At 61.3% G+C, this 25,758-nt stretch carries 20 protein-coding genes; 7 read left to right on the top strand and 13 right to left on the bottom strand.

Annotation, left to right across the window (positions count from 1 at the left end):
- Nucleotides 1-69: 69 nt before the first annotated feature.
- Nucleotides 70-1,296, top strand: a complete 1,227-nt coding sequence (locus tag J3350_RS09480; RefSeq protein WP_118552543.1) for a 6-phosphofructokinase — start codon at nt 70-72, stop codon at nt 1,294-1,296.
- An 87-nt stretch (nt 1,297-1,383) separates the two neighbouring features.
- Here the strand turns inward: J3350_RS09480 and J3350_RS09475 are convergent, their stop codons facing one another.
- From J3350_RS09475 to J3350_RS09455, 5 genes are all read right to left on the bottom strand, one after another.
- Nucleotides 1,384-2,703: a 2-hydroxyacyl-CoA dehydratase gene (locus J3350_RS09475; protein ID WP_207686445.1), complete on the bottom strand. Its 1,320-nt coding sequence runs from the start codon at nt 2,701-2,703 to the stop codon at nt 1,384-1,386.
- 85 nt (nt 2,704-2,788) lie between these two features.
- Complete coding sequence (locus J3350_RS09470; RefSeq protein ID WP_207686444.1) at nt 2,789-5,716, bottom strand: acyl-CoA dehydratase activase; 2,928 nt, start codon at nt 5,714-5,716, stop codon at nt 2,789-2,791.
- A gap of 411 nt (nt 5,717-6,127) precedes the next feature.
- The gene (locus J3350_RS09465) at nt 6,128-6,925 is read right to left on the bottom strand and encodes a HAMP domain-containing sensor histidine kinase (protein ID WP_207686443.1); all 798 of its coding nucleotides are present in this window, start codon (nt 6,923-6,925) and stop codon (nt 6,128-6,130) included.
- 15 nt (nt 6,926-6,940) lie between these two features.
- Nucleotides 6,941-7,693, bottom strand: coding sequence for a response regulator (locus J3350_RS09460; RefSeq protein WP_207686442.1), 753 nt, complete (start codon nt 7,691-7,693; stop codon nt 6,941-6,943).
- A complete protein-coding gene (locus tag J3350_RS09455) occupies nt 7,683-7,985 on the bottom strand; it encodes a hypothetical protein (protein ID WP_118552548.1) in 303 nt (100 codons plus the stop codon). Before J3350_RS09455 ends, J3350_RS09460 begins: the two co-directional genes overlap by 11 nt.
- 379 nt (nt 7,986-8,364) lie before the next feature.
- Here J3350_RS09455 and J3350_RS09450 point away from each other — a divergent pair, with 379 nt between their 5' ends.
- Nucleotides 8,365-11,559, top strand: coding sequence for an ABC transporter ATP-binding protein/permease (locus tag J3350_RS09450; RefSeq protein WP_207686441.1), 3,195 nt, complete (start codon nt 8,365-8,367; stop codon nt 11,557-11,559).
- Nucleotides 11,560-11,709: 150 nt separating this feature from the next.
- Here J3350_RS09450 and J3350_RS09445 read toward each other — a convergent pair whose 3' ends face one another.
- The 3 genes from J3350_RS09445 to J3350_RS09435 form a co-directional block, all read right to left on the bottom strand.
- Nucleotides 11,710-12,237 carry an HD domain-containing protein gene (locus J3350_RS09445; protein WP_207686440.1) on the bottom strand — a complete coding sequence of 176 codons (528 nt, stop codon included), beginning with the start codon at nt 12,235-12,237 and terminating at the stop codon, nt 11,710-11,712.
- A gap of 33 nt (nt 12,238-12,270) precedes the next feature.
- Nucleotides 12,271-12,705, bottom strand: coding sequence for a hypothetical protein (locus tag J3350_RS09440; protein WP_223383534.1), 435 nt, complete (start codon nt 12,703-12,705; stop codon nt 12,271-12,273).
- Nucleotides 12,706-12,829: 124 nt separating this feature from the next.
- Nucleotides 12,830-13,615, bottom strand: coding sequence for an alpha/beta hydrolase (locus tag J3350_RS09435; RefSeq protein ID WP_207686439.1), 786 nt, complete (start codon nt 13,613-13,615; stop codon nt 12,830-12,832).
- Between the two features lie 212 nt (nt 13,616-13,827).
- Between J3350_RS09435 and htpG the strand changes: the two genes are divergently transcribed.
- The 5 genes from htpG to J3350_RS09410 all read left to right on the top strand — a co-directional run bounded on the left by htpG (nt 13,828) and on the right by J3350_RS09410 (nt 20,912).
- Nucleotides 13,828-15,756 carry a molecular chaperone HtpG gene (htpG, locus tag J3350_RS09430; RefSeq protein WP_207686438.1) on the top strand — a complete coding sequence of 643 codons (1,929 nt, stop codon included), beginning with the start codon at nt 13,828-13,830 and terminating at the stop codon, nt 15,754-15,756.
- Nucleotides 15,757-15,855: 99 nt separating this feature from the next.
- Complete coding sequence (locus tag J3350_RS09425) at nt 15,856-16,971, top strand: 5-bromo-4-chloroindolyl phosphate hydrolysis family protein (RefSeq protein WP_207686437.1); 1,116 nt, start codon at nt 15,856-15,858, stop codon at nt 16,969-16,971.
- A gap of 299 nt (nt 16,972-17,270) precedes the next feature.
- On the top strand, nt 17,271-18,557 hold the full coding sequence (locus tag J3350_RS09420) for a galactokinase family protein (RefSeq protein WP_097793356.1): 1,287 nt from the start codon (nt 17,271-17,273) through the stop codon (nt 18,555-18,557).
- Entirely contained in the window at nt 18,554-20,053 is a 1,500-nt protein-coding gene (gene galT / locus J3350_RS09415; protein WP_207686436.1) for a UDP-glucose--hexose-1-phosphate uridylyltransferase, read from the top strand. The genes J3350_RS09420 and galT overlap by 4 nt, the downstream gene beginning before the upstream one ends.
- Nucleotides 20,054-20,144: 91 nt before the next feature.
- Entirely contained in the window at nt 20,145-20,912 is a 768-nt protein-coding gene (locus J3350_RS09410; RefSeq protein WP_207686435.1) for a copper homeostasis protein CutC, read from the top strand.
- Between the two features lie 55 nt (nt 20,913-20,967).
- Here the strand turns inward: J3350_RS09410 and J3350_RS09405 are convergent, their stop codons facing one another.
- From J3350_RS09405 to thyX, 5 genes are all read right to left on the bottom strand, one after another.
- Nucleotides 20,968-22,188, bottom strand: a complete 1,221-nt coding sequence (locus tag J3350_RS09405) for a U32 family peptidase (RefSeq protein WP_207686434.1) — start codon at nt 22,186-22,188, stop codon at nt 20,968-20,970.
- 96 nt (nt 22,189-22,284) lie between these two features.
- Nucleotides 22,285-23,421 (bottom strand): endolytic transglycosylase MltG, encoded by a 1,137-nt coding sequence (gene mltG, locus J3350_RS09400; RefSeq protein ID WP_207686433.1) that lies wholly within the window; start codon nt 23,419-23,421, stop codon nt 22,285-22,287.
- A 13-nt stretch (nt 23,422-23,434) separates the two neighbouring features.
- The gene (locus J3350_RS09395) at nt 23,435-24,247 is read right to left on the bottom strand and encodes a hypothetical protein (protein ID WP_097793351.1); all 813 of its coding nucleotides are present in this window, start codon (nt 24,245-24,247) and stop codon (nt 23,435-23,437) included.
- Between the two features lie 62 nt (nt 24,248-24,309).
- Nucleotides 24,310-24,984 (bottom strand): deoxynucleoside kinase, encoded by a 675-nt coding sequence (locus tag J3350_RS09390; RefSeq protein WP_118552560.1) that lies wholly within the window; start codon nt 24,982-24,984, stop codon nt 24,310-24,312.
- Nucleotides 24,981-25,757, bottom strand: coding sequence for an FAD-dependent thymidylate synthase (thyX, locus tag J3350_RS09385; protein ID WP_207686432.1), 777 nt, complete (start codon nt 25,755-25,757; stop codon nt 24,981-24,983). The genes J3350_RS09390 and thyX overlap by 4 nt, the downstream gene beginning before the upstream one ends.
- Between the last annotated feature and the right edge of the window lies 1 nt (nt 25,758).

The raw sequence follows: 25,758 nt of genomic DNA, 5'->3' as shown, positions 1-25,758 counted from the left end.
TCCCGCAGTCTGTTTTCGTGCTCCTGCACGATAATATAAAGCCGAAACAGAAGAAAAGGAGAAATCATCATGGGTAAAAATGCAATCGTTGGCCAGTCTGGCGGCCCCACCTCTGTCATCAATGCAAGTCTGGCAGGTGTTTTTGAGAGCTGCAAGAACCGCGGCGCACAGGTCGTTTACGGCATGTGCAACGGTGTCGCCGGTCTGCTGGAGGAAAACGTTGTAGACCTGTCTCAGTACCTGACCGACGACCTCGACATCGAGCTGCTCAAGCGCACGCCGTCCAGCTTCCTGGGCAGCTGCCGTTACAAGCTGCCCGACTGGCACGACGACGAGGCAGTCTACAAGAAGCTGTTTGCCATTCTGGAGAAGCTGGATATCGGCTACTTCTTCTACATTGGCGGCAACGACTCCATGGACACCATCGGCAAGCTGGCCGACTACGGCAACCGTGTGCAGAGTAGCATCCGCTTCATGGGTGTGCCCAAGACCATCGACAACGACCTGATGGTCACCGACCATACCCCCGGCTACGGCTCCGCTGCCAAGTACATCGGCGTCGTGATGAAGGAGATCATCCGCGATGCCACCGTCTACGGCACCAAGTACGTCACCGTTGTCGAGATCATGGGCCGCAACGCCGGCTGGCTGACCGCCGCCGCTGCCCTGGCCAAGAGCGATGACTGCGAGGGCGTAGACATGATCTGCCTGCCCGAAGTGCCCTTCCATGTGGACCACTTCGTGGAGAAGGTGCGTACCATGCAGGAGAAGAAGCCCAGCATCGTCATCGCTGTCTCCGAAGGCGTCAAGCTGGAGGATGGCCGCTATGTCTGCGAGCTGGCCGACGATGTGCATGCAGTCGATGCCTTCGGCCACAAGGCCCTGACCGGCACCGCACGCTATCTGGCAAATGTCGTGGCCCGGAATCTGGATACCAAGACCCGCAGCATCGAGCTTTCCACCCTGCAGCGCTGCGCCGGCCACCTGACCAGCCGCACCGACATCACCGAGGCCTATCAGGTCGGCGGTGCTGCCGCCAAGGCTGCCTTTGAGGGCGTCACCGGCCAGATGGTCGCTCTGAAGCGCATCTCCAACAACCCCTATCAGTGCACCACCGAGCTGCACCCCATCAGCGAGGTCGCAAACCTCGAAAAGAAGGTGCCGCTGAGCTGGATGAACGCCAACCACACCCAGATGACCGAGGAGTTCCTGGATTATGCCCGTCCCCTCATCCAGGCCGAGCTGACCCCGCTGTACATTGCCGGTCTGCCCCACCACATCTACCTGAAGAAGTGATTTCTCTTCTGTTTCCCGGCGCATAAGCAAGGCCCCGTGCGGACACATTGGTCTGCACGGGGCCTTTTTGTCTGTTCGTTTGCCGGGTCACACCGTGGTCTCGACGCGCGGCGCACCGCCCGCGATCTCCTCGGCGGTCAGGGGCCGGGCCGGGGCAGCGGGGGCGTTCAGGCGCTCTTTGGCAACGGCCAGCATCAGCTTGATGCGGTTTTCCTGATTGACCCTGGTGGCGCTGGGGTCGTAGTCGATGGGGGTGATGTTGGCAGTGGGATACAGCGCACGGATCTTGTTCACCATGCCCTTGCCCACAATGTGGTTGGGTAGGCAGCCGAACGGCTGGGCACAGACGATGTTGCCGTAGCCGCCCTGCACCAGCTCGATCATCTCGGCGGTCAGCAGCCAGCCCTCGCCCATCTTGGCGCCCAGCGAAATGATGCCGTGGGGCTTTTCCACCAGCTCCTTGAAGGGGCCGGGCGCATAGAACCCGGCATCGGCGGTCGCCTTGAGCATGGCGCGCTCGACGCTGTCCAGCCAGTTGAGCAGCTGGTCGGTGCCGACCTTAACGGCCAGTTTGCCGCCGTAGAGGACATGGTCCTCGCCCATGTTGAAGATGCAGTACTGCACAAAGCCCATCAGGCCGGGGAAGTTGACCTCGCAATCCTGGCTTTCCAGGAACTTTTGCAGGTCGTTGTTTCCCAGCGGGCTGTATTTGACGTAGATCTCACCGACGACGCCGACCTTGACCTTCGGCACACGGGTAACGGGGATGGTGGCAAACTCTTTTGCGATGAGCGGGAAGGTGTGCTTCATCTCTTTGGAGGTATAGCCCTTGCCCGCCAGCAGGACGCGGCCCAGCCGCTCGACCCAGAGGTCCACCATCCTGTCGGCGCTCCCCTTCACGTTCTCGTAGGGGGCCACCTGATTGCGCAGGGCGCAGAGCAGGTCGCCGTAGAAGATGCAGGCGATGGCCCGGCGCGCCAGCGGCAGGGTCATCTGGAAGCCGCTGTCCTTCTCCAGACCGGAGAAGTTCAGGCTGGCAACCGGGATCTGCGGGTAGCCCGCCTTGACCAGCGCCTTGCGGAGCAGGTGGATGTAATTGGACGCACGGCAGCCGCCGCCGGTCTGGGTGATGAGCAGGGCGGTGTGTTCCAGATCATACTTGCCGCTGTTCAGCGCATCCAGAAACTGGCCGATGACCAGCAGTGCCGGATAGCAGGTGTCGTTGTGGACGTATTTCAGACCCAGCTGAGCTACGGCGCTGCCGCAGTTGCCGAGGATCTCGCACTTGTAGCCATCGAACCGCAGCGCGTATTCCAGCAGCCGGAACTGCGTGATGGCCATATTGGGGATGAGGATGGTGTGGGTCTTCTTCATCTCCGGGGTGAATTTGGGATAGTTGTATTCCATAGGTTCCTCCTATGTATCATTGTAACGTTGCCTTAGGGAACTCGGCGCTGTCCTGTATCTATGCCGCGCCTGAGAGGTCAGGGTTTTATTTCCGGTCCTCGTCCCGCTCATCCAGCGCCGCGAACAGGCTGCGCAGGCGGATGTTCACCGCGCCCAGGTTGGTGATCTCGTCGATCTTCAGCTGGGTGTAGAGCTTGCCGCCCTCCTGCAGGATCTCGCGGGTCTCGTCGGTGGTGATGGCATCGACGCCGCAGCCGAAGGAGACGAGCTGCACCAGATCCATATCTTTCTGGGTGGTGCAGTACTTGGCCGCTGCATACAGGCGGCTGTGATAGGTCCACTGGTTCAGGACGCTGGTGGGGAACTTTTCCACCCGGTCCGAAATGCTGTCCTCGGTGACGACGGCAGCGCCGTGGCGGGTGATGAGGTGGTCGATGCCGTGATTGACCTCCGGGTCCACATGGTAGGGGCGGCCGGCCAGCACGATGATGCGCCTGCCCTGTCGGCGGGCCTCGTCGATGATCTCGCTGCCCTTGACCCGGATCTGGGCCATGTGGGCCTCGTGCTCGGCGTAGGCGGCGTCTGCTGCGGCCTGCACTTCCTTCTCAGAGATGCCACCGAAGTAGCGCGGGAGGACCTCTTTGGCCATCTTGCGGACGAAGTCCTTCGGGCGATGGATGCCCACGTAATCATAGATGAACTTCTTGCCTTCCAGCTCCGGGCAGTTGCCGGCCAGAACTTCCGGATAGTACGCGACCACCGGGCAGTTATAGTGGTTATCACCCAGCCCCTCGTCGAAGTTGTAGGTCAGGCAGGGGTAGAAGATGGCGTCCAGCTGCATCTGGCTCAGAGCCTTGATGTGGCCGTGGCTGAGTTTGGCCGGGAAGCAGGCCGTATCGCTGGGGATGGTGGCCTGACCAGCCAGATACAGCCCGCGGCTGGACACCGGGCTGGTGTGAACGGCAAAGCCGAGCCTGGTCCAGAAGGTGTGCCAGAACGGCAGCATCTCGTACATGTTCAGGCACAGCGGGATGCCGATGGAGCCGCGCTTGCCGGGCACCGGCTTGTAGCCTGCCAGAAGCTGCTGCTTGTAGGCATAGAGATTCAGGCTGTTGTCCTCGCTCTTGCCGGTCACGGGCTTATCGCAGCGGTTGCCGGAGATGAACTTGCGGCCATCGGCGAAGGTGTTCACGGTGAGCTGGCAGTGGTTGCCGCAGCCGCCGCACTTGACGCTGACGACCTTCTGGTCGAAGCTCTTCAGCTCCTCCAGCGTCATCACGGAGGAAGTCTCTCTGTGGTTCCTGGCGCTCTGGCGCAGGCCGAACAGCGCCGCACCGTAAGCGCCCATCAGGCCCGCGATGTCGGGGCGGATGACCTCGACGCCCATCTCCTTCTCGAAGGCGCGGAGCACGGCCTCGTTGTAGAAGGTACCGCCCTGCACGACGATCTTGCGGCCCAGCTCTTCGGGGCTGGACGCACGGATGACCTTGTACAGCGCATTCTTGACGACGCTGATGGACAGACCGGCCGAGATGTTCTGGATGGATGCGCCGTCCTTCTGGGCCTGCTTCACCGAGCTGTTCATGAAGACGGTGCAGCGGCTGCCCAGGTCCACCGGGCGGTCGGCAAACAGGCCCAGCGCGGCGAACTCCTTGACATCATAGCCCAGTGCCTGCGCGAAGGTCTGCAAAAAGCTGCCGCAGCCGGAGGAACAGGCTTCGTTCAGGAAGATGTTGCTGATGGCGCCATCCTCGATCTTGAAGCACTTCATATCCTGGCCGCCGATGTCGATGATGAAGTCCACATCGGGCATGAAGTATTTGGCAGCTGTAAAGTGCGCCACCGTCTCCACCAGACCGTAATCGCAGCGGAAGGCGTTCTTGACCAGCTCTTCGCCGTAGCCGGTGGTGGTCACGCTGGCCACATGCAGGCCGGGGTGTGCCTGATAGATCTTGATGAGCTGCTCTTTGATGAGGGGCAGCGGGTTGCCGAGGTTCGGCTGATAGTTAGTATACAGGATCTGGCTCTTTTCGTCCACGACCACCAGCTTGACGGTGGTGGAGCCGGAGTCGATGCCGATGTGCACGGGGCCGCACTGTGCGCTGAAGGGCACATGCGGCACACTGTGGGACATGTGGCGGGCATGGAAAGCCTCGTACTCCTCCTTGTTGGCGAAGAGCGGAGGTTCACTGGCGTAGGTCGCCGTAGCGGCGTACTCATCCAGCGCCCCGGCCACCTCGGAGAGGTTGAACTCTTTGTCTGCATAGAGCGCCGCACCCAGTGCCACATACAGCAGGCTGTTCTCCGGGCAGGTGCCGGTGACGCCCAGCGCCTCGTCGAAGCTCTTGCGCAGCACGGTGCTGAAGGTCAGCGGGCCGCCGAGGTAGAGGATGTTGCCCTGGATGGGGCGGCCCTGTGCCAGACCGGCAATGGTCTGGTTGACGACCGCCTTGTAGATGCTGGCGGCGATGTCCTCGGTGCGGGCACCCTGATTGATGAGGGGCTGCACATCGCTCTTGGCGAACACGCCGCAGCGGGAAGCGATGGTGTAGGTGCGCTCAGCCTTTTCGGCGGCTTTGTTCATCTCGTCAGCGCTCATCTTCAGCAGAGTGGCCATCTGGTCGATGAACGCACCGGTGCCGCCGGCGCAGCTGCCGTTCATGCGGACTTCGGTGCCGTTGGTCAGGAACAGGATCTTCGCGTCCTCACCGCCCAGCTCGATGACGCAGTCCGTTGCGGGAACGAACCGCTTGACCGCCACGCGGGTGGAGAACACCTCCTGCACGAAGGGCACACCGCAGCTGTCTGCCAGGCCCATGCCCGCCGAGCCGGAAATGCTCAGCAGCGCCTTCTGACCGTGCAGCTGCTCGGCGTCGATCCGGCGCAGCAGCTCCTGCGCCTTTTCCAGGATATGGCTGTAATGACGTTCATATGTCGAATATAAAATCGAATCGTGTTCATCCAGCACCACGCACTTGATGGTGGTACTGCCGATGTCAAGACCTACTCTCACGTTTTTCTTTCCTCCTGAAGGAACTTCCTGCCAGTTTTCGGGCAGGGGCCGCTCTGCCGTCCTCTGCCCGAAAAGTAGTTCGTTAGCGAATCATCTGCAGGACTCGCATACAGTTGTATTATACTCAAAACTGCGAAAACAATCAATTAGTGTTCCCTATTTTACACGCAAAAAATAGTATTTTCCGCTCATAAAGTTAAACATTTTGTTAATTTCACGGAACTTTCGGCCGTATTTTTCCATAAAACAGCTAAGATTCTTTACTGAGAGTGGATTTTGGCAGACAAAACGCGCTGCGCATCGGTGGGCAGTCCACCCCGCCCGATGCGCAGCGCGTTCATGATCACATTGCAAGATATTCTTCTACAGCCTTGTCCAGCAGCCGCCCCAGGACGGCTTTGGAATCTGCGGTCAATTCCCTGAGTGCCTGCGGGTGAGCAGATACAGCTCGCGGCGGAGCTGATGCTGCAGCGCGGTGGTGCTGTGCTCGTCCGGGTGGGACGGCTGCGAGCGGAACTCGACCGTCGTTTCGATGGGGAACGGCCGGGTGGGCAGCGGCAGTGTCAGCTCTGCCCGGACGCCCTGCGGTGTGCGGGGCAGCAGGGCAAGCGCCCAGCCCAGCTGGCGGCAATACCGGCGGCAGAGTAGCAGCCCCGCCTGCGCACCGCCCAGAAAGCGGCGGCGGTTTTCGAGCCAGCCCTCCCCTTCCGGCAGGCCGCAGCCATCGTCCTCGATGGTCAGGCGGATGTCCTGCCCGGTCTGCCGCAGACACACCTGGATGTTCCCGCCGGGTGCGGCGGCACGCAGGGCGTTCGAAAGCAGGTGGAAGCAGATCTGTTCGGCCATTTCCCGGTCGCCCCAGACAAGGCACTGCTCCAGCCCGCCGCAGTCTACGGTGAGCTTCGTGCTGCTCTGGGCGTCGATCTCGCCGCGCAGCCCTTCCAGCTGTGCCAGCAGGCGGCACAGGTCCACCGGTCGCTTCTGCACCGGTTCCTCCGGAGCCGAAAGCTCCATCAACTCCCGGAACGTCCGTTCCAGCCGGGCTGCTTCCTGCTCCATGTCCTCCAGCGCCTGAGCCGTTCGGGCATCCTGCAGCGGCTGTAAGTGCATCTGTAAATATTCCCGGTTCTGTTCCAGCAGGCGCAGTGAGTGCAGAAACGCTGTTTCCAACTGTTTTTGCGGAAATCCCGCTTCGTCCTGCCTGCACATATCCACCGTTCCTCCTTACCGCTGTTCCCGCACGATGATGCCGCGCCGCAGCACGGTCTGCTGCAGCGAGTAGACCAGCCTGCCGGTGGTGACTTTGAGCCCGGTCAGGCCGTTTTCCACCTTGAAGTGCTCCCATTCCACCGGGTGCCGTGTCTCCAGCCCTTCGACCAGACGGCGCAGGCCGCTGTCCACAGCGGCCACCGTGATGTGATATTGTTCCGCGACGCCCTGCAAGATTTCTTTGCGAAGCGCCAGTTTTCCATCGGCTGAACAGGCGATCTGTACCGCCAGCGTGAGGTATTCGCAATTGGTATCCGGCTGCGGGAGCTTCCACAGCTCGTACAGGTGGGTGCAGAACCGCTCGATCTGCATCGAGTTCCGGCCGGGGACGCCCAGCAGCCCCCGCAGAAGATCCCGCAGATGGTCGTGCCCGACGCCGTAAAAGCGGCTGCCCGGCTGCAGGTGGGCGGCGGTGATGTCGTCGGCCCAGCCGTCGCCCTGCAACAGGAGCGGCGGGTGGCTGGGCAGGCGGTTGAGCTTTTCGAGGAAGGTCAGGCTGTCCATATCCTCCAGCTGGCTGCTCAGCACCAGCACATCAAAACACCGCTCCTGCCGCAGCGCCTGCAGGACAGGCTCCCCGCTCTGGAAGCAGGTGCATCGGATGATGGTGCTCTGCTCTTCCAGATAAAACTTCCGGATGCGGAGTTCCCGGTCGTCGTAGCTCATCAGAGCGACGCGCAGGTTCTCCGCATCCCGCTCACCGGGCACCTGCGGCACCTCCGTTCTGCTCTGCTTCCAGCACCGGGAGCCAGTCTGCGATCACATCGCCCCAGATCTCCGGCTGCACGGCATTTTCACACAGATATTGCAGCAGCCGGTAGCCTGCCTCCGGATGCAGCGGAACAAACTCGCTGACCTGCTGTTCCCGCTCGCCCTTCCGGTCCAGCGTCAGGTGGCAGCCGCCTTCTGACGCATCCAGCGCGTAGACCAGCGTATACGCGGCCTGATAGCCCTTGATCGACGAGAACTGCCGGATCAGCGGGGTATACGTTCGTTCCATAAAAGACTCCTCCTTGCTGCTGTGGTTGCCATAATCTTCCGGTCTATGGCTTTTCATTCCTATTTTATAGAGCAGCACAGAGAGATGCAATCCCCTAAAAAGCGTCAAAATGTGTCGTTTTGGTGTTTGCTCTGCCCGGTTCACCTCGCGTTTTTTCGCCAGAGAAAAGCCGATGGAAACTGCTTTTCTTTGTCAAGAATACCACCTTTTCCGCCCAAAAGCAAGGGACCGTAATTTTCTCTTATCTTCCAGAACTTCCCCTGTCGGGAGCCGTCGGGATGCCACGATTTGTTCACATTTTTCTGATAAAATAAAGTGATATTTTTGTTCCGGCGGCTTTGGCACTCCCCTCAGCCGTGTTTGCAGAAAGGCAGAATCCATGCTTCAACTCAAAAAGATCCACAAGCAGTACAAGACCGGCGACCTGGTCCAGACAGCCCTTGACAAGGTCAGCCTGAACCTCCGCGACTGCGAGTTCGTCGCCATCCTTGGCCCCAGCGGCTCCGGCAAGACCACCCTGCTGAACATCATCGGCGGTCTGGACCGGTACGACAGCGGCGACCTCATCATCAACGGCATCTCCACCAAAAAGTACACCGACCGCGACTGGGACTCCTACCGCAACCACACCATCGGCTTCGTGTTCCAGAGCTACAACCTCATCCCCCACCAGACTGTGCTGGCCAACGTGGAGCTGGCACTGACCATCTCCGGTATATCGGGTGCCGAGCGCCGCCGCCGGGCCACCGAGGCGCTGCAGAAAGTGGGTCTGGGCAACCAGCTGCACAAGCACCCCACCGAGATGTCCGGCGGCCAGATGCAGCGGGTGGCCATCGCCCGCGCCCTTGTCAACAACCCGGACATCCTGCTGGCCGACGAGCCCACCGGCGCACTGGACAGCGAGACCAGCATCCAGGTCATGGAGCTGCTGAAGGAAGTGGCCAAAGACCGCCTCGTCGTCATGGTCACCCACAACCCGGAGCTGGCCCACCAGTACGCCACCCGCATCGTCCAGCTGAAGGACGGCGTCATCCGCTCCGACACCGACCCCTTCGAGCCGGACACCGCCCAGCTTGCCCCGCCGGTGCACAAGAGCATGGGCCGCTCGTCCATGTCTCCCCTCACCTCGCTGAGCCTGAGCTTCAACAATCTGCTGACCAAAAAGGCCCGCACCCTGCTCACGGCCTTTGCCGGTTCCATCGGCATCATCGGCATTGCGCTCATCATCTCCCTGTCGGCAGGCGTCAACCAGTATATCGACGATACCGAACGCTCCACCCTGTCCGAATATCCGCTGCAAATTCTCAGCAGCGGCATGGACCTGACCTCGATGCTCACCTCCGGCTCGCCGGCGTCCGCTTCCGGCACGACCGCCGAGGAAGGGATGGTCCCGGTGCGGCAGCTCATCACCCAGATGGTGGCAGGCATCACCTCCAACGACCTGAAGTCCCTCAAGACCTATCTCGAAAGCGACGACTGCACCATTGCCGAGGATGCCACCTCCATCGAGTATTCTTACAATGTACAGCCCCAGATCTACCGGGAAGACGCCGATGGCTCCATCCGTCAGGTGAACCCGGATTCCTCCCTCGCCAGCCTGGGCATCAGCTCCACAAGCTCCACCAACAGCATGATGTCCTCCATGATGAACACCAGCGTGTTCTATCAGCTGCCCGAAAGCGATGAACTCTACAACTCCCAGTACGAAGTCAAAGCGGGCCGCTGGCCGGAGAAGTACAACGAATGCGTTGCCGTGCTGGGTGCCGACGGCACCATCACCGACTATGCGCTGTATGCCCTCGGCCTGCGGGACAGCGCCGAGCTGGACAAGATGATCCAGCAGTTCGCCCAGAACCAGAACGTCGATGTCCCCACCGACTTCAAGACCTATCGGTACAGCGATTTCATCGGCATCCAGTTCAAACTGGTCAACGCGGCCGACCGCTATCTGCGCGACGACGACCACAATGCCTGGGTGGACAAGTCCGACGACAAGGACTTCATGAAGAGCCTTGTCGCATCCAGCGAGGCCCTGACCGTGGTGGGCGTCGTGCAGCCCAAAGAGGATGCCTCTGCTTCCATGCTGTCCTCCGGCATCGCCTATCCGGCCGCCCTCACCCAGCACGTCATCGCCGCCGCAGCCGATTCTCAGATGGTCCAAGACCAGCTGGCCTCCCCTGCCATCAATGTGATGAACGGCGAACCCTTCGGCACCGAAGACGCTTCCGCCTTTGATATGAGCAGCCTGTTCCGCATCGACACCGACATGCTCAAGAGCGCCTTCCAGTTCGACACCAGCAAGCTGAATTTCGACCTCAGCGGTGCATTCGATTTGGACAACGGTTCGGTCGATCTCGGCTCGCTGCTCGACCCCGACGATTTCCAGCTGGATCTGGATCTGACCGAAACGCCTGATCTTGACATGAGCACCCTGACCGACCTCTTTGCCAACATGGACCTTTCCGTCTCCGAAGACAAGATGCAGGAGCTGGCCCAGAAGGTTCTGGTCGGCTACAAGGACTATGTCATCGGGAACGGCATCCTGAACCTGAACAAGATCAGCTTCTCCCAGTACCTCAAGAGTGATGCTTTCAAGACCCTGATGAACGACGCCATGGGCGAACTGTTCGACCAGGACGCCCTGCAGGCCCAGTTCTCGGAGGCCATGCAGACGGCGATGTCCACCCTCATGGAAAGCTACTCGTCCCAGATCTCCGAGACGCTGCAAACCCAGCTGGGCAGCGCGATGCAGACGGCCATGACCAAGCTGATGACCCAGATGAGCCAGAACATCCAGGGTCAGATGCAGCAGAGCTTCTCCCAGCTGGGCAGCCAGATGGAGAGCGCGCTGAAGATCGACGCCACAGCCTTCCAGAAGGCCATCCAGTTCAACATGAGCGAGGACGACCTGACCGACCTGATGAAGTCGGCCATGCTCTCCTCCACCGCCACCTACGACAGCAACCTGCAGACGCTGGGCTATGCCGACCTCGACGCCCCCAGCCAGATCAAGATCTATCCGCAGGACTTTGACCACAAGGCGTCCGTCGTGGCCAAGCTCGACGCCTATAACGACAACATGCGGTCCCAGGGCGCGGACGACAAGGTCATCCAGTACACCGACGTCGTCGGCACCCTGATGACCTCCGTGACCGAGATCATCAACATGATCTCCAACATGCTGGTCGCCTTCGTCTCCATCTCGCTGGTGGTCTCGTCCATCATGATCGGCGTCATCACCTATATCAGCGTGCTTGAACGCCGCAAGGAGATCGGCATCCTGCGTGCCATCGGCGCGTCCAAGCGGAACATCTCCGAGGTGTTCAACGCCGAGACCTTCATCATCGGTCTGTGCTCCGGCGTGATGGGCGTCGTGCTGAGCGAGATCCTGCTCATCCCCGGCAACATGCTCATCCAGAAGATCTCCAACGGCACCAACGTGGTCGCCCGCCTGCCGCTGAACGCAGCCCTTGTGCTGATCGTTCTGGCCACCGTGCTGACCATCCTCGGCGGCTTCATCCCCGCCAAGGGCGCTTCCCGTTCCGACCCCGTCAAGGCCCTGCGGTCGGAATAAGTCGCTGAAAAAGAAAGACCCTCTCCGTCATTGCTTCGCAATGCCACCTCTCCCGATGGGCGAGGTCTTGTGCTGTATTTTACGGCACAAGAAAAGCTCCCCCTTTCGGGGGAGCTGGTGAACGAAGTGAGACTGAGAGGGTTTTCTATTTTACCACTCGGTGTCGTCGGCCCCATCCGCACCCACAGTGGTGGCGACTTTGGCGCGGCGGAACATGCTCTCCACCACAGCGCAATACTTATCGGCCAGGCAGACGATGATGGCTTCGCGGCAGGTGGGCACATGCCGGAAGGTCAGCGGCCACATGTGGCTCTGGATGATGTCCTGCTCCTTCTTCGTGATGTGGAAGTAGTGCTCCGCATTCACGCAGGCCGAGCCGGGGTGCGAAAAGCCGTGCATCTCAAACAGGCGGCGGATGCCATGGAAGCTGCTCGTCTTGTGCCAGTCGTACAGGTAGAAATCGTGCAGAAAGCCGCCCACCGCCAGCGCGGTCTCGTCGGCACCCAGATGGAAGCGGCGGTTGAGCCAGAAGCTGACCAGCACCACATTCTTGCAGTGCTGGTAGGTGGTCACATCGCCATGCTGGATGAACTCCCGCATCTCCTGCACTTTGGGATGTTGGTCGTACTGTTCCAGAATGGCGTAAAGCTGCTCACGTTCAGTCTGAGAAAGCTGCATTGCTTGGGGTCCCTTTCCTCTTAAAAATCAACATCAGGAGCGGAGCTGGACGGGGTTGGAATTGCCGAAGTTCTCGGCGCTGCTGGGGTTCTCGCGCTTCAGGCTCATGTCCACCAGATACTGCCGGCTGCCGTCGCCCATGGCGTCCAGCTCCGCGAGCTTGGCCTTGGCGGACTCCACATCCGGATACCACTGGATGAGGAAGAAGTTCTCTGCCTCGACGCCGTAATAGATCCACTGGCCGTCTGCCCGGAGCAGGTCGTCCAGATGGTCCACCTCTTCGCCGTCCGGCAGGCCGAGGCCCTCCTCGGCATAAAGGCTCTCCGGCTCCACCTGGAGCACCTCGATCACCTGAATGGCGCTCTGAAGATATTCATCCTGCGAGATGCTCTTGTCGGAGAGCTCCCAGCCCGTCAGGAATGCCTGCATCATCAGGTTCTTGACAGAAATTTCCGGCCGCATTGCCATAAATGTTCCCTCTTCCTTCCGGGCGGTGTGCCCGGCGTTTGTTTTCGCTGACCAGTATACGCTAAAATTTGTTGCAGGTCAACTATTTTTTCATGAATTTTTTGTAGAACTGTACAAATCCAGTTTATTCCAGATGGAAGTCGAAGGTGTCGTTCAGCCATTCCACCGCCAGCTGCACCCAATGGGCGCGGTGGGCGCTGGCGGCATCCACCTCTGCGGTGGAGATGCTGGTGCCGTGGACCCCCTTCTCGAACAGATGCGCCTCACAGGGAACATGGTTCTTCCGCAGCGCTGCAAGGAGGAGCAGGGTGTTTTCCACCGGGACGGTGGCGTCCTCCATCGTGTGCCAGACGAAGACCGGCGGTGTATCCGGCGTGATCTTTCCTTCCAGCCCAAATCTCTGGTGCTCCGCCCGGTCTTCGCTGCCCGAAAGCTGCACGAAACTGCCCCGGTGGGCATACTCCCCCGCCGTGATGACCGGGTAGGCCAGCAGCACGGCATCCGGCTTCCGGCTGCGGTCTGCCGCCTCGCCGGGGCAGTCGAGCACCGCACCGGACAGCGCCAGGTGCCCGCCCGCCGAAAAGCCGCAAACGGCGATCCGGTCCGGCAGGATGCCCCAGCGTTCTGCGTTCTGCCGCAGCAGCCCGATGGCCGCGCGGAGCTGGCGCAGCGGCTGGTGATCCCGTGCCCCCTCGCCCACGCTGTAGGTCAGCACGGCGGCGTGATACCCTGCCGCTGCAAACTGCAGCGCCACCGGGTCGGCCTCGCGGGCACTGACGTGTTCGTACCCGCCGCCGGGCACCACCAGCACCAGCGGACGGCGCAGCGCGTTCGGCATGGCCGGAGCCGGGCTGCGCAGATAAAGTTCCAGCTTCCCTCCACCGGGAAGCGCACACATTTCAAACTGCATCGAAGTCATCCTTTCCGACTTTGTCGGGACTATTATAATGGGTTTGGAGCCGGAATGCAAAGAGAACCGTAAACATTTCTGAACTTTTTATGAAACCCCTTGATTTTTGATGCGAAGCGGTGTATATTAGCACTCGAAAGTTATGAGTGCTAAGCCGTCATCCCGAACTCCGGCTTTCTGGCACCGAATCTGAACAAAAGAGGTTTTGTATTATGGCGAAGAAAGAATTTCAGGCGGAAAGCAAAAAGCTGATGGACATGATGATCAACTCCATCTACACCAACAAGGAGATCTTCCTGCGTGAGCTGATCTCCAACGCTTCGGACGCCATCGACAAGCTGTATTATAAGAGCCTGACCGACACCTCCGTCGGCATGAACAAAGGCGATTTCCGCATCCTGCTCACCCGCGACAAGGACAGCCGCACCCTGACCGTCTCCGATAACGGCATCGGCATGACCAAGGAAGAGCTGGAGTCCAACCTCGGCACCATCGCCCACTCCGGCTCGCTCGACTTCAAGAAAGAGAACAAGGACGAGAACATCGACATCATCGGCCAGTTCGGCGTCGGTTTCTACTCGGCCTTCATGGTGGCCGACAAGGTCACTGTCATCTCCAAAGCTTACGGCGCAGACCAGGCTTGGCAGTGGGAATCCAGCGGTGCGGACGGCTACGAGATGAACCCGGCCGAAAAGGACACCGTGGGCACCGACATCATCCTGCACATCAAGCCCAGCACCGACACCGACAACTACGAGAACTTCCTCGATGAATATGGCATCGCGGCCATTGTCAAGAAGTACAGCGACTATGTGCGCTATCCCATCCAGATGGAGCGCGAGAAGAGCCGCCAGAAGCCCGAACCGGACCCCAAGCCCGATGACTACAAGCCGGAGTGGGAGACCTACACCGAGCTGGAGACCCTGAACAGCATGGTGCCCATCTGGAAGAAGCAGAAGAGCGAAGTCTCCGACGAAGAGTACGCCGCCTTCTACAAGGATAAGTTCAACGACTATACCGACCCCGCCCGCGTCATCGTCAGCCGCACCGAGGGCACCGCGAACTACAACGCCCTGCTCTTTGTGCCCAGCCACCGCCCCTACGACTTCTACACCAAGGACTACGAAAAGGGTCTGGCACTCTACGCTTCCGGTGTGCTCATCATGGAAAAGTGCGGCGACCTGCTGCCCGATTACTTCAGCTTCGTCAAGGGCATTGTGGACAGCCAGGACCTGAGCCTGAACATCAGCCGTGAGATGCTGCAAAAGGACAACCAGCTCAAGCTGATCCACAACGCACTGGAAAAGAAGATCAAGAACGAGCTCCACGCCATGCTGACCAACGACCGCGAGAAGTACGAAGCTTTCTGGAAGGAGTTCGGCCGCCAGATCAAGTTCGGCGCCTACTCCGATTACGGGATGCACGGCGAGCTGCTGCGCGACCTGCTGCTGTTCTGGTCTGCCAAGGAGCAGAAGATGGTCACTTTGCAGGAGTATGTGGACAAGATGCCCGCTGAGCAGAAGTTCATCTACTTTGCAGCCGGTGACTCCACCGACCGTCTGGCCAAGCTCCCCGCCGCTGAGCTGGTGCTGGACAAGGGCTACGACGTGCTGCTGCTGACCGAGGATGTGGATGAGTTCTGCCTGCAGATCCTGCGCACCTATCCCCGCAAGGATGCCGAGGGCAAGGACGGCACCGTTGAGTTCAAGAACGTCAACAGCGGCGACCTGGGCCTTGAGACCGAGGACGAGAAGAAGGCCGCCGAGGATGCCACCGCCGAGAACAAGCCCCTGTTCGATGCCATGAAGGATGCACTGGACGGCAAGGTCAAGGAGGTCAAGGTCTCCACCCGCCTGAAGGATCACCCGGTCTGCCTCTCCGCAGACGGCCCGCTCTCCATCGAGATGGAGAAGGTCCTCTCCAAGCAGCCCGGCAGCGAGGGCGTCAAGAGCGACAAGGTGCTGGAGCTGAACATCCATCACCCCGTCTTCGCCGTGCTCAAGGCCGCACAGGAGGCCGGCGACACCGAAAAGCTCAAGAAATACAGCGACCTGCTCTATGCACAGGCACAGCTCATCGAGGGCCTGCCTGTGGATGATCCCGCCGCGTATGCCGAAGCTGTTTGCAGCCTGATGAAATAAGGCGTTTACTCCCAGATAAATTATCCCTTAACAAAAGAGCCGCGTTCCGCTATAATAAGGTGGAACACGGTTCTTTTCATTTTAGGAGGAATTTGCCCCATGGAGCCAAAACGCAGCAACCATTTCCTTGCCCATCTCCCCACCATCCTTCTGCTGGTGTTGTTCGCCATGTCGCCGTGGCTGGGCATCCTGTTCTTCATCCTGCGCGCCATCGACCGGGATGCCGAGAAAAAGGAGCAGACCAACGCCGACCCCGCCCGCGACAGCCACGCAGAGGACGCCCGCACCGCACAGAGCGCCGCCTCCGGCCAGCGCAGTGAGATGGTCTCCGACCAAGATGTCCCCACTGCGGAGCAGAAGAGCGCCAAGCAGTGGCACAAGACTCTCACCACCCTGTGCACCATCTTCGGTGCCATCTTCCTGCTGGTGGGCATCGGCGACCTGGCCGATGTCATGGAGGAGCTCTGCTGGGACCATGAGATCGACTGGGGTGAGCTGCTGACGGCGCTGGCCCAGACCATCGGCGGCGGCGCAGCCCTCTTCACCGGCCTGCGGATGGACCGCGCCCGCAAGCTGGAACGCAAGCTCGACAAGATCGTCGGCGACCGGGACAATATCGCGCTGGGCGAGTTGTTCGCGGCGGTCGGCATCGACGCAGTCCGTGGCCGCGCTGCGGTGGAACACGCCATCGACCACGGCTATTTCGGGGCCGATGCCTACATCGACTACCGCACCGACACCCTTGTCGTGCGCGGAGCCGCACCCCAGCCGCCCAAGGCCCCGCAGCCGGAGCCGGAAGCGGAAGACCTGTACGCCTCCCTTCAACAGCAGCTGCGCCGCGCCAACGATGCCATCCCCGACCCGGTGATGACGGCCAAGATCTCCCGGCTGGAAGAGCTCAGCGCCCGCATCTTTGCTCTGGCCAAGAAAGACCCGGATAAAAAGGCCCAGCTGCAAAAGTTCATGGATTACTACCTGCCCACGGCCCTCAAACTGCTGAACACCTACGCCCAGCTCTCGGCGCAGGATGTGCAGGGCGAGAACATCACCGACGCCAGGCAGAGCATCGAGCGCTCGATGGACCTGCTCATCACGGCCTTCGAAAACCAGCTGGATAAGCTGTTCCAGTCCGACGCGCTGGACGTCTCCGCCGATGTGGCCGCACTGGAAGGGATGCTGAATCTCGACGGCCTCACCGGCCCGGACTTTCACTGACCCGCCGGCAAAATCCAATCCTCCATATCGGAACTCTGGCCCTGATCGACCCGCAGCCGACCGTTCTTTGTGGGTTGTGGCCAATGCTTTTCCGGTTTGGAGGATTTTTTCAGCTCTGTTGCAGGAATTTCTGCACAAATTTTGTGCCGGATTTTCTGGCAACTTTGCATTCAGATGCAACAATAACGCATGGTCTTTTGGGCACAGATTCTTTATTATAGGAGTATCGAAAGAATCCCACGGCCCGCCGCATGGGCTGTGACGAAGTTTGCACGATTTGTTCAGAGGAGGAACTCGCCATGATGAAATCCGTTTCTGTCTGGAAGCAGGAGCTGGCAGGCGGCGCCCACACCGAGCGTCTGGCCTCGCTGTACTGCTGCGCCCCCGAACAGACCCCCGCACAGGCAGCCCGCTACGCTGCTGTGCTGGACGGGCTGGAAAAAACGTTTGGTGCCCACACCGAGGCCGGGCTGTACAGTGCCCCCGGCCGCACCGAGATCGGCGGCAACCACACCGACCACCAGCACGGCCGTGTGCTGGCTGGCAGCGTCAACATTGACATGATCGCAGCCGCCGCCCCCAACCGCCTGAACCAGCTGCGCGTCCAGAGCGAGGGCTACGACCTGTGCGTCATCGACCTGGCCGACCTGACGGCCCGCAAGGAAGAGGAAAACACCAGCGCCGCCATCCTGCGCGGCGAGTGCAAGGCCTTCCAGGAGCGCGGGGCCAGCCTCTCCGGTCTGGACGTCTACATCTCCTCCAACGTGCCCAAGGGCAGCGGCGTCTCGTCCTCTGCCGCCTTCGAGGTGCTGATCGGCGTCATCCTGAACGACTGCTTCATGACCGAAAAGGTCTCCCCCATCGCCATTGCCCAGATCGGCCAGTGGGCAGAGAACGTCTACTTCGGCAAGCCCTGCGGCCTGATGGACCAGATGGCTTCCAGCGTCGGCAACATCATCACCATCGACTTTGCCGACCCGGCCCACCCCGTGGTCGAGCCTGTACAGGTCGATTTCTCCAAGGCCGGCCTCGCGCTCTGCATCCTGGATTCCGGTGCAGACCACGCCGACCTGACCGACGAGTATGCCGCCATCCCGGCCGACTGCCGCGCCGTGGCAGCGGTCTGCGGCGGCGAAGTTTTGCGCGATGTGCCGTTCGAGACCTTCCTTTCCAAACTGCCGGAGTGCCGCAGACAATGCGGCGACCGTGCCGTTCTGCGCGCTTTCCACGTCTACGCCGACAACGACCGGGTCGCAAAGCAGGTGGACGCCCTCCGCGCGGACGACTTCGAGACCTTCCTTGCGCTGGTCACTGAGTCCGGTCTGAGCAGCTGGGAGTACCTGCAGAACGTCATCCCCGCCGGGTATAAGGAGCATCAGGAGGTGGCCGTGACCATCGCTGCCGCCAAGCACTTCCTGCACGGCGAGGGCGCAGTCCGCGTCCACGGCGGCGGCTTCGCAGGCACTGTGCAGGCTTTTGTACCGCTGACCCGGCTCGATTCCTTCAAGGCTGAGATGGAGGCCATCCTCGGCAAGGGCCGCTGCCACATCCTCTCCATCCGCCCGGAAGGAGGCGCTGTCCTGTGATCTCCACTGCCATTCAGCAGCTCGTCAACTATGGTCTGGACACCGGCCTCATCCTGCCGGACGATGCAATTTACATCCGCAACCAGCTGCTCATGACCATGCAGCTGGACAGTTTCACCGAGCCGGAGGGCGAAGTCTGCTACAAAGACCTCGAATCCATCCTGAAAACGCTGGTGGACGATGCTGTATCGCGCGGTGTGTGCGCGGACAACTCCACCGCCCGCGACCTCTTTGACACCAAACTCATGGGCGTCCTGACCCCGCGCCCCTCCATCGTCCGCGCCAACTTTGAGGAGCGGTACGAGGAGGAAGGCCCCCAGGCTGCCACCGACTGGTTCTACAAGTTCAGCCAGGACACCGACTACATCCGCCGCTACCGCATCAAGCGGGACCTGAAGTGGGTCACCAAAACGCCCTACGGCGATTTGGACATCACCATCAACCTCTCCAAGCCCGAAAAAGACCCCAAGGCCATCGCCGCCGCCAAGCTGGCCCCCCAGAGCGCCTACCCCAAATGCCAGCTCTGCGTGGAGAACGAGGGCTATGCGGGCCGGATGAACCACCCCGCCCGCGAGAATCACCGCATCATCCCGCTGACCATCAACGACAGCGCGTGGAATCTGCAATACAGCCCCTACGTCTACTACAACGAGCACTGCATCGTGTTCAACAGCCAGCACACCCCCATGAAGATCGAGCGGGCTACCTTCCGCAAGCTGCTGGACTTCGTAGCACTGTTCCCGCACTACTTCGTGGGCAGCAACGCCGACCTGCCCATCGTGGGCGGCTCCATCCTGAGCCACGACCACTTCCAGGGCGGCCACTATGAGTTCGCCATGGCCAAAGCTCCCATCGAGAGGAGCTGGACCTTCCCCGGCTATGAGGATGTCGAAGCCGGCATCGTCCACTGGCCCATGAGCTGCATCCGCCTGACCTGCGAGGACGATGGCCGTCTGGTGGACCTGGCGGACAAGATTCTGACCGCATGGCGCGGCTACACCGACGAATCCTGCTTCGTCTACGCTGAGACCGACGGTGAGCCGCACAACACCATTACCCCCATCGCCCGGATGCGGGACGGCAGATTCCAGCTGGACCTCGTGCTCCGCAACAACATCACCACGCCGGAACACCCGCTTGGCGTCTACCACCCCCACGCCAAGCTCCACCACATCAAAAAGGAGAACATCGGCCTCATCGAGGTCATGGGGCTGGCCGTGCTGCCCAGCCGCCTGAAGCAGGAGCTGTTCGATCTGGCCGATCTGCTGACCGCGCATGTGCCCACGGCCGACTACCCCGAAGCCCTGCAAAAACACGCCGCCTGGGCCGAGGAGATCCTCGCCCGGCACCCGGAGCTGAACGCTGATACGGTCCACCTCATCCTGCAGGACGAGGTCGGCCATGTCTTCGCCGAGGTCCTGACCGATGCCGGTGTCTACAAGCTGGACGAAGCAGGCCGTGCAGGCTTCGTGCGGTTCCTCGAATCCGTAAAGTGACCTGTTGTTCCTGAACAAGACCCGTCAGCAGTTTCTGTTGACGGGTCTTGTTGATGGACCATTCCGGCAGCTGTATCAAAGGAGGTTTTTCATGCCCTATACATTAGAAGTTTGTGTTGACAGCACCGCCAGTGCCCTTGCGGCCCAGCGCGGCGGGGCCGACCGGCTGGAGCTCTGCGCCGACCTCATCGTGGGCGGCACCACCCCCAGCCTTGCGCTGGTGCGGCAGGTCAAGGAGACCACCGGCCTGCCCGTCCGCGCCCTGCTCCGCCCCCGCTTCGGTGATTTCTGCTACGACCGCTGGGAGCTGGCGCAAATGAAAGAATCTGCCGCCGCACTCGTCGCTGCCGGGGCAGACGGCATCGTCACCGGTGTGCTGACCCCGGACGGTGCGCTGGATGCAGAGGCCCTGCGCCCCATCTACGAGGCCGCCCGCGAAGCCGCCGCCAAAGCGGGCCGCCCCGCTGCACTCACCCTCCACCGCGCCTTTGACGTCTGCCGCGACCCCTTCGCGGCGCTGGACACGGCCTGTGCTCTGGGGCTTTCCACCATCCTGACCAGCGGCCAGGCCGCCAGCGCCCCCGCAGGGGCACCCCTGCTCCGGCAGCTTGTGGACTGCGCCGCCGGGCGCATCGAGATTTTGGTGGGCGCAGGCGTCTCCCCGGCCAACCTCCCTGCACTGGCCAAACAGACCGGTGCGCACAGCTTCCACCTTTCCGGCAAGCAGGTGCTGGACAGCCGGATGACCTTCCGCCGGGAAGGCGTCCCCATGGGCCTGCCCGGCTTCTCCGAGTTCGAGCTGTGGCAGACGAGCGAAGAGACCATCCGGAAGGCGCGCGGCGTTCTGGATACGCTCTGACGAAAAAAAATCCCGCCAAATGGCGGGATTTTTTTTGCTGTATGGAACGGAAATCTCAGACCTTGCGCCGCAGCAGGCTCATGGGGGGCAGTTCCGGGGTGGGGATGGTGTATTTTTCCATCGCATGGGGCGTGGACTCCACCTTCTCCCCCGCCTCGTTCCGGATCCACTCCGGGTGCAGCGGGATGCTGCGGCCGTCCGGGCAGAGCACTTCCAGCGTGTCGCCCAGGCTCCACTTGCCCCGCTGCTGGCAGCTGGCGATGCCGTTCTCCCAGCTGTCCACAGTGCCCACGAACTCCCACTCGCGGATGTAGGTGGCACTGTCGGTGGCCTGCTTGGCCTGCTCGCGGCCAAAGTAGAAGCCCGGCGAATAGTGGCGGTGGCTGGGGCGGGGCAGCTCGGCCAGTACCTCGTCCGGCAGCTCAAAGTTGTCATTCATCGGGTCGGCCAGATACTGGTCCAGTGCGCGGCGGTAGGCGGCCGTCACGCTGGCAACGTAGTAGAACGTCTTGGCGCGGCCCTCGATCTTCAGGCTGTCCACGCCCGCCTTGCAGATGAGGTCCAGAAACGGTGCCGTGCACATATCGTTGGCGTTCAGGATATAGCTCCCGTCCTCGTTCTCGCCGATCTCATACAGCTGGCCGGGGCGGGTCTCCTCGCTCAGGTAGTATTTCCAGCGGCAGGGCTGGGCGCACTGGCCCCGGTTGGAGTCGCGGCCCGTCAGATAGTTGGACAGCAGGCACCGGCCCGACACGCTCATGCACATGGCACCGTGGACAAAGGCCTCGATCTCCAGTTCCGGCGGGGTCTTATCCCGGATGGTGGCAATGTCCTGCAACGTCAGCTCACGGGCCAGCACCACCCGCTTGGCGCCCAGGTTGTAGGCCGCACGGGCAGCGGCCCAGTTGGTGATGCCGGTCTGGGTGGACATGTGGACATCAATGTCCGGCGCGAACTGCTTGCAGGCTTCCAGCACACCCAGGTCTGCCACGATGAAGGCATCCACGCCCGCTGCGGCCGCACTCCGGATGGCGTCCGGCAGACGGTCGGCCTCTTCGTTGGTGGGCAGGGTGTTCATGGTCAGGTAGACCTTGCGGCCGCGGGCATGGGCGTAGATGACGCCCTCGGTCAGCTGTTCCGGCGTGAAGTTGGCCGGGGCTGAGCGCATCCCAAATTCAGGCAGGCTGCAATAGACGGCATCTGCACCATAGTTGATGGCGTAGCGCAGGCGCTCCAAATCGCCCGCGGGGGACAGAAGTTCCGGGATCTGTAACATAATCATTCTCCTAAACGAGCTTACCCTCTCCCAAAGGGAGAGCCCCTGGCAAACCGGTCAACCATTGCGTTTTCCGTCAGCACAAGGGCTTCGCTCTCATTTTTTTGCCGCAAGCGAGCGGTTCACATCCGCTGCCTTCTGGCAGTTGGTCTGATGCTCCGCATAGGTGCGGGCGTAGTAATACTGGCCGCTGAGGTCGGTCACAAAGAAATAGCAGTCCTTGACTTCCGCATCGGGCTGGGGGGCCAGCGCAGCCCGGATGGCGGCCAGACCGGGGTTCGAGATCGGCCCGGCGGGCAGGCCAGTGCAAGTATAGGTGTCGTAGGCATTGCGGATGTTTTCGGGGATCTTCTCCCAGCCGCCGTACCAGGGGGCCACCCAGTTCCAGAGATAGTTGTTGTCTGCATCGCTCTGGACATAGCTGGACGTGTTGCTTTGCAGCTTGGGGTAGGGCGAGCCTTCTGCCAGACGGTTGCGGAACACCTGGGCCACATTGTTGTCCTGGTCGTTGCCGGCCTCCTCCTGCACGAAGGATGCCAGCGTGATGACCTCCGAAAGGCTCAGGCCCTGCTGGTCCAGCTCCTTATACATCGCGTCGGTGAACTGCTGGTCAAAATGCGAATAGAACGTTGCAACGTAGTTGTGTACCGTATCATCCGCAAGGAATTCGTAGGTATCCGGGAAGAGATAGCCCTCACATTTCAGGAAACGGTCCGGGGCCTCCGTGTCATCGGGGACATACTGCCAGAACGTGTATTCGCTGAAATCGCCGGTGTTGGCCTCTTCGAGAAACTCCTTTGCGGTACACAGCCCGGCCTGTTCCATCTTCTGCGCGATGGCAATGGCCGTCGTGCCCTCCGGGAAGGTCAGGCGGACGCTCTCCGCTTTGGCATATTCAGAAAGCGCCTCGATGAGCGCATCGTAGGAGCTGCCGGGTTCCAGCGAAAATTCGCCATACTGGAGCTTCGCCGCCGCGTCTTTGCGGCCGACGTACCAGCGGAACAGCTGCGGAAACCGGATGACGCCCGCTTCTTTCAGCTGCCGGGCAATGGTGCTCACACCGCTGCCCTGCGCGATCTCCACAGTCACGGCGTCCTGCCGGGTGCCGCCGTCGATCTCGCGCTTTGCCAGCAGGAATGCGCCGCCCGCCGCCGCCAGCACGAGCACCAGCAGCACGAGCAGGATCTTCAGCGCACCGCCTTTTTTGCGGGGTCTCGTATGGTTACTTGCCATCTGCATGTTCCTTTCAGTCCAACATCAGCCGCATATAGCTCTCGCTCACATCAAAGGCTTCGCCCTCAAAGCGGATCATTCCATAATCCTGCCGGGTGCCCTCGCCAAGGAAGAGGTTCTGCGCGGCACCCACGGTGATGACGGCCTTTTCCACAATGACCTCTTTTTCGCGGGCCGCTTCCATCAAAATCTCCGCGGCGCGGTCGCCGGTGGCCATCATCTCCACAAAATAAAGGGTGTCCTCCTTGCGGAAATATATTCCGTAGCCGTTGTCGTTCGAGACGATGGTGGCCCCGCGGGAGTACAGATCCCCCAGCACCACGGCCATCTGTTCCGGCGGCAGCTGCACGGTGTCAGGCCAAAATCTCGCCCGCAGCTCACAGAGCTTTTTGGCCGTGACGGTGTCGAACTCGGCCTGGCTCCACAGGTTGCGGTCTACCTCGCGGGGCAGACACCGCAGCGGGAAGGCCCACTGGAAGCCCTTATCCTGCAATAGCGCCGCCTGCTCGTTCCCGCTGGGCACAACGACCACGAACCCGGCCCCTTTCAGTTTCTGCTGGGTGCACAGGTGGTCTACCAGGCCCGCCAGGATCAGGCTGCCCTGCCCGGTCAGGCCGTACAGGCAGCAGCCGGGCCGCCCCTGCAGCGAGACCGGCACCGCCATGGCCACGGCTTCGATGTGGTCATTTTCCTCCGCTACATAGACATTCTGCTCCCCGGCAAAGCGCTCGATGGCGTTGGCGAGGAACGTTTCGTCCTCCCCATGTTCGCGCTGCCACAGCGCCAGGATCTCCGCCCGGTCGGACGGCTGCATCAAACGGTACATAAAAACACCTACCTCCTACGCATGGGTATCCCTGCGCCTGCCCGGCACAGGTCGATTGTGCGTTATTCCGCAAGGGCCGCGTCCACCCGCCGGCGGACCTCCTGCCCGATCTCTTCAATGCTGCGCATCCCGTCCCCGCAGGTGCAGGGCACGGTCTGCCAGCCCAGGTGAGCGGCGCAGAACTCAGCCGCTCTGCGGCTGCGGGCCAGATACTCCACATCCTTTTCGTGGACGTCCTTTTTGCTCTCGTCGCCGTGGTAGCGCTGGGTCATCAGCTTCTGGCTCACGGCAGGGTCCACCTGTAAATAGATCACGCAGTCCGGTGCGGGCAGACCCAGCAGATGGAACTCGTAATCGAACAGCCAGTGCAGAAACTGCTCCCATTCTTCCGGCGGCAGCTTCGAGCACTGGTGCACCGCATTGGAGGTGGTGTACCGGTCTGCGATGAGGATGCCGCCCTCTTCGTAGAATCTCCCCCAGTCGGCTTTGTAGCCCGCATAGCGGTCTACCGCATAAAAGCTCGATGCTGCGTATGCGTTCACGTCGTCGGGTCTCGCGCCGAACTGTCCGGCCAGATACATCCGGACCAGTGCGCTCGAATCGCTGGCATAATTCGGGAAGGTGATCTCCCGCACCAGCCTGCCCTCGGCGGCCAGTGCTGCGGCCAGACGCTTGGCCTGGGTGGCCTTGCCGCTGCCGTCCAGCCCTTCCAGCACGATGAGTTTTCCGTGGCTCATACGGGTTCCCCCTTCAAAGCGGCATACTGCGCCCGCACCTCGGCGGTCTTGCCGCAGCACATCCTGCCCTCCGGGCAGGGGCCAGAGACACACGCCGGGCCAGCCGTGCGGAAGAGATGGGGTGCCACCGGGTAGACCAGCCGCAGCATCTCTTCGGCCAGCGCCCGGATCTCCCACTGGGCGCGGCTGCAGCACCGCAGATGGAAGAAGTTTTGCAGGCTGCGGGCGTTCATGGTGACGACCATCTTGGTCTCGCAGGCATTGGGCAGCACGAAGCGGGCGTCCTCATTGGCCTGCTTGGAAGCCTTGGCGCGGGCCTGTTTTTCGGGCATTCCCTCCGCCATCAGGCGGGCAGTGTGGCCCTCCTCCAGCTTCTTCACGAGGTCAAGATAGCGCGCCGCATCCTCGTTCATGCTGGCGATGAAGGCTTCCTTTGCTTCGGGGATGGCCTCGATCTCCGGCGGGATGACATAACGAAAGTCGTCCAGCCGGACATAGCGCTGGCTCTGCACACTGAACGATGCGATGCGGTGGCGGGTGATCTGGGCCAGCAGGGTGCGGCTGACGCCCTCGATGCCAAAGGTGAAGCTGGCATGTTCTATGGGGCTGGCGTGGCCAAGGTCGCTGAGCATGGTCAGGAAGCTGGCCGTCTTCTCCTCGGTCAGGCCGTCCAGCAGGTCGGTGATGTGGGCGTCGGAATAGCAGAGCTTCGCCGCCGCAGCCACCACCTTTTCCGGTTCCGGCGTATGCGCGATCAATCGGACTGTCATCATC

This window comes from Faecalibacterium sp. Marseille-Q3530 (assembly GCF_017377625.1).
GTDB lineage: Bacteria > Bacillota > Clostridia > Oscillospirales > Ruminococcaceae > Faecalibacterium > Faecalibacterium prausnitzii_E.
Note: the sequence above shows the minus strand (reverse complement) of the source record. Positions and strands in the feature narration are given on the sequence as shown.

What these genes read in the sequence shown, in the direction of transcription:
- J3350_RS09395 (WP_097793351.1), bottom strand. Translation starts at nt 24,247, where the DNA reads ATGTACCGTTTGATGCAGCCGTCCGACCGGGCGGAGATCCTGGCGCTG.
- J3350_RS09475 (WP_207686445.1), bottom strand. Translation starts at nt 2,703, where the DNA reads ATGGAATACAACTATCCCAAATTCACCCCGGAGATGAAGAAGACCCAC.
- J3350_RS09480 (WP_118552543.1), top strand. Translation starts at nt 70, where the DNA reads ATGGGTAAAAATGCAATCGTTGGCCAGTCTGGCGGCCCCACCTCTGTC.
- thyX (WP_207686432.1), bottom strand. Translation starts at nt 25,757, where the DNA reads ATGATGACAGTCCGATTGATCGCGCATACGCCGGAACCGGAAAAGGTG.
- J3350_RS09420 (WP_097793356.1), top strand. Translation starts at nt 17,271, where the DNA reads ATGATGAAATCCGTTTCTGTCTGGAAGCAGGAGCTGGCAGGCGGCGCC.
- J3350_RS09435 (WP_207686439.1), bottom strand. Translation starts at nt 13,615, where the DNA reads ATGCAGTTTGAAATGTGTGCGCTTCCCGGTGGAGGGAAGCTGGAACTT.
- J3350_RS09465 (WP_207686443.1), bottom strand. Translation starts at nt 6,925, where the DNA reads ATGTGCAGGCAGGACGAAGCGGGATTTCCGCAAAAACAGTTGGAAACA.
- J3350_RS09410 (WP_207686435.1), top strand. Translation starts at nt 20,145, where the DNA reads ATGCCCTATACATTAGAAGTTTGTGTTGACAGCACCGCCAGTGCCCTT.
- J3350_RS09440 (WP_223383534.1), bottom strand. Translation starts at nt 12,705, where the DNA reads ATGGCAATGCGGCCGGAAATTTCTGTCAAGAACCTGATGATGCAGGCA.
- J3350_RS09450 (WP_207686441.1), top strand. Translation starts at nt 8,365, where the DNA reads ATGCTTCAACTCAAAAAGATCCACAAGCAGTACAAGACCGGCGACCTG.
- J3350_RS09405 (WP_207686434.1), bottom strand. Translation starts at nt 22,188, where the DNA reads ATGTTACAGATCCCGGAACTTCTGTCCCCCGCGGGCGATTTGGAGCGC.
- J3350_RS09455 (WP_118552548.1), bottom strand. Translation starts at nt 7,985, where the DNA reads ATGGAACGAACGTATACCCCGCTGATCCGGCAGTTCTCGTCGATCAAG.
- J3350_RS09390 (WP_118552560.1), bottom strand. Translation starts at nt 24,984, where the DNA reads ATGAGCCACGGAAAACTCATCGTGCTGGAAGGGCTGGACGGCAGCGGC.
- htpG (WP_207686438.1), top strand. Translation starts at nt 13,828, where the DNA reads ATGGCGAAGAAAGAATTTCAGGCGGAAAGCAAAAAGCTGATGGACATG.
- J3350_RS09425 (WP_207686437.1), top strand. Translation starts at nt 15,856, where the DNA reads ATGGAGCCAAAACGCAGCAACCATTTCCTTGCCCATCTCCCCACCATC.
- mltG (WP_207686433.1), bottom strand. Translation starts at nt 23,421, where the DNA reads ATGGCAAGTAACCATACGAGACCCCGCAAAAAAGGCGGTGCGCTGAAG.
- J3350_RS09445 (WP_207686440.1), bottom strand. Translation starts at nt 12,237, where the DNA reads ATGCAGCTTTCTCAGACTGAACGTGAGCAGCTTTACGCCATTCTGGAA.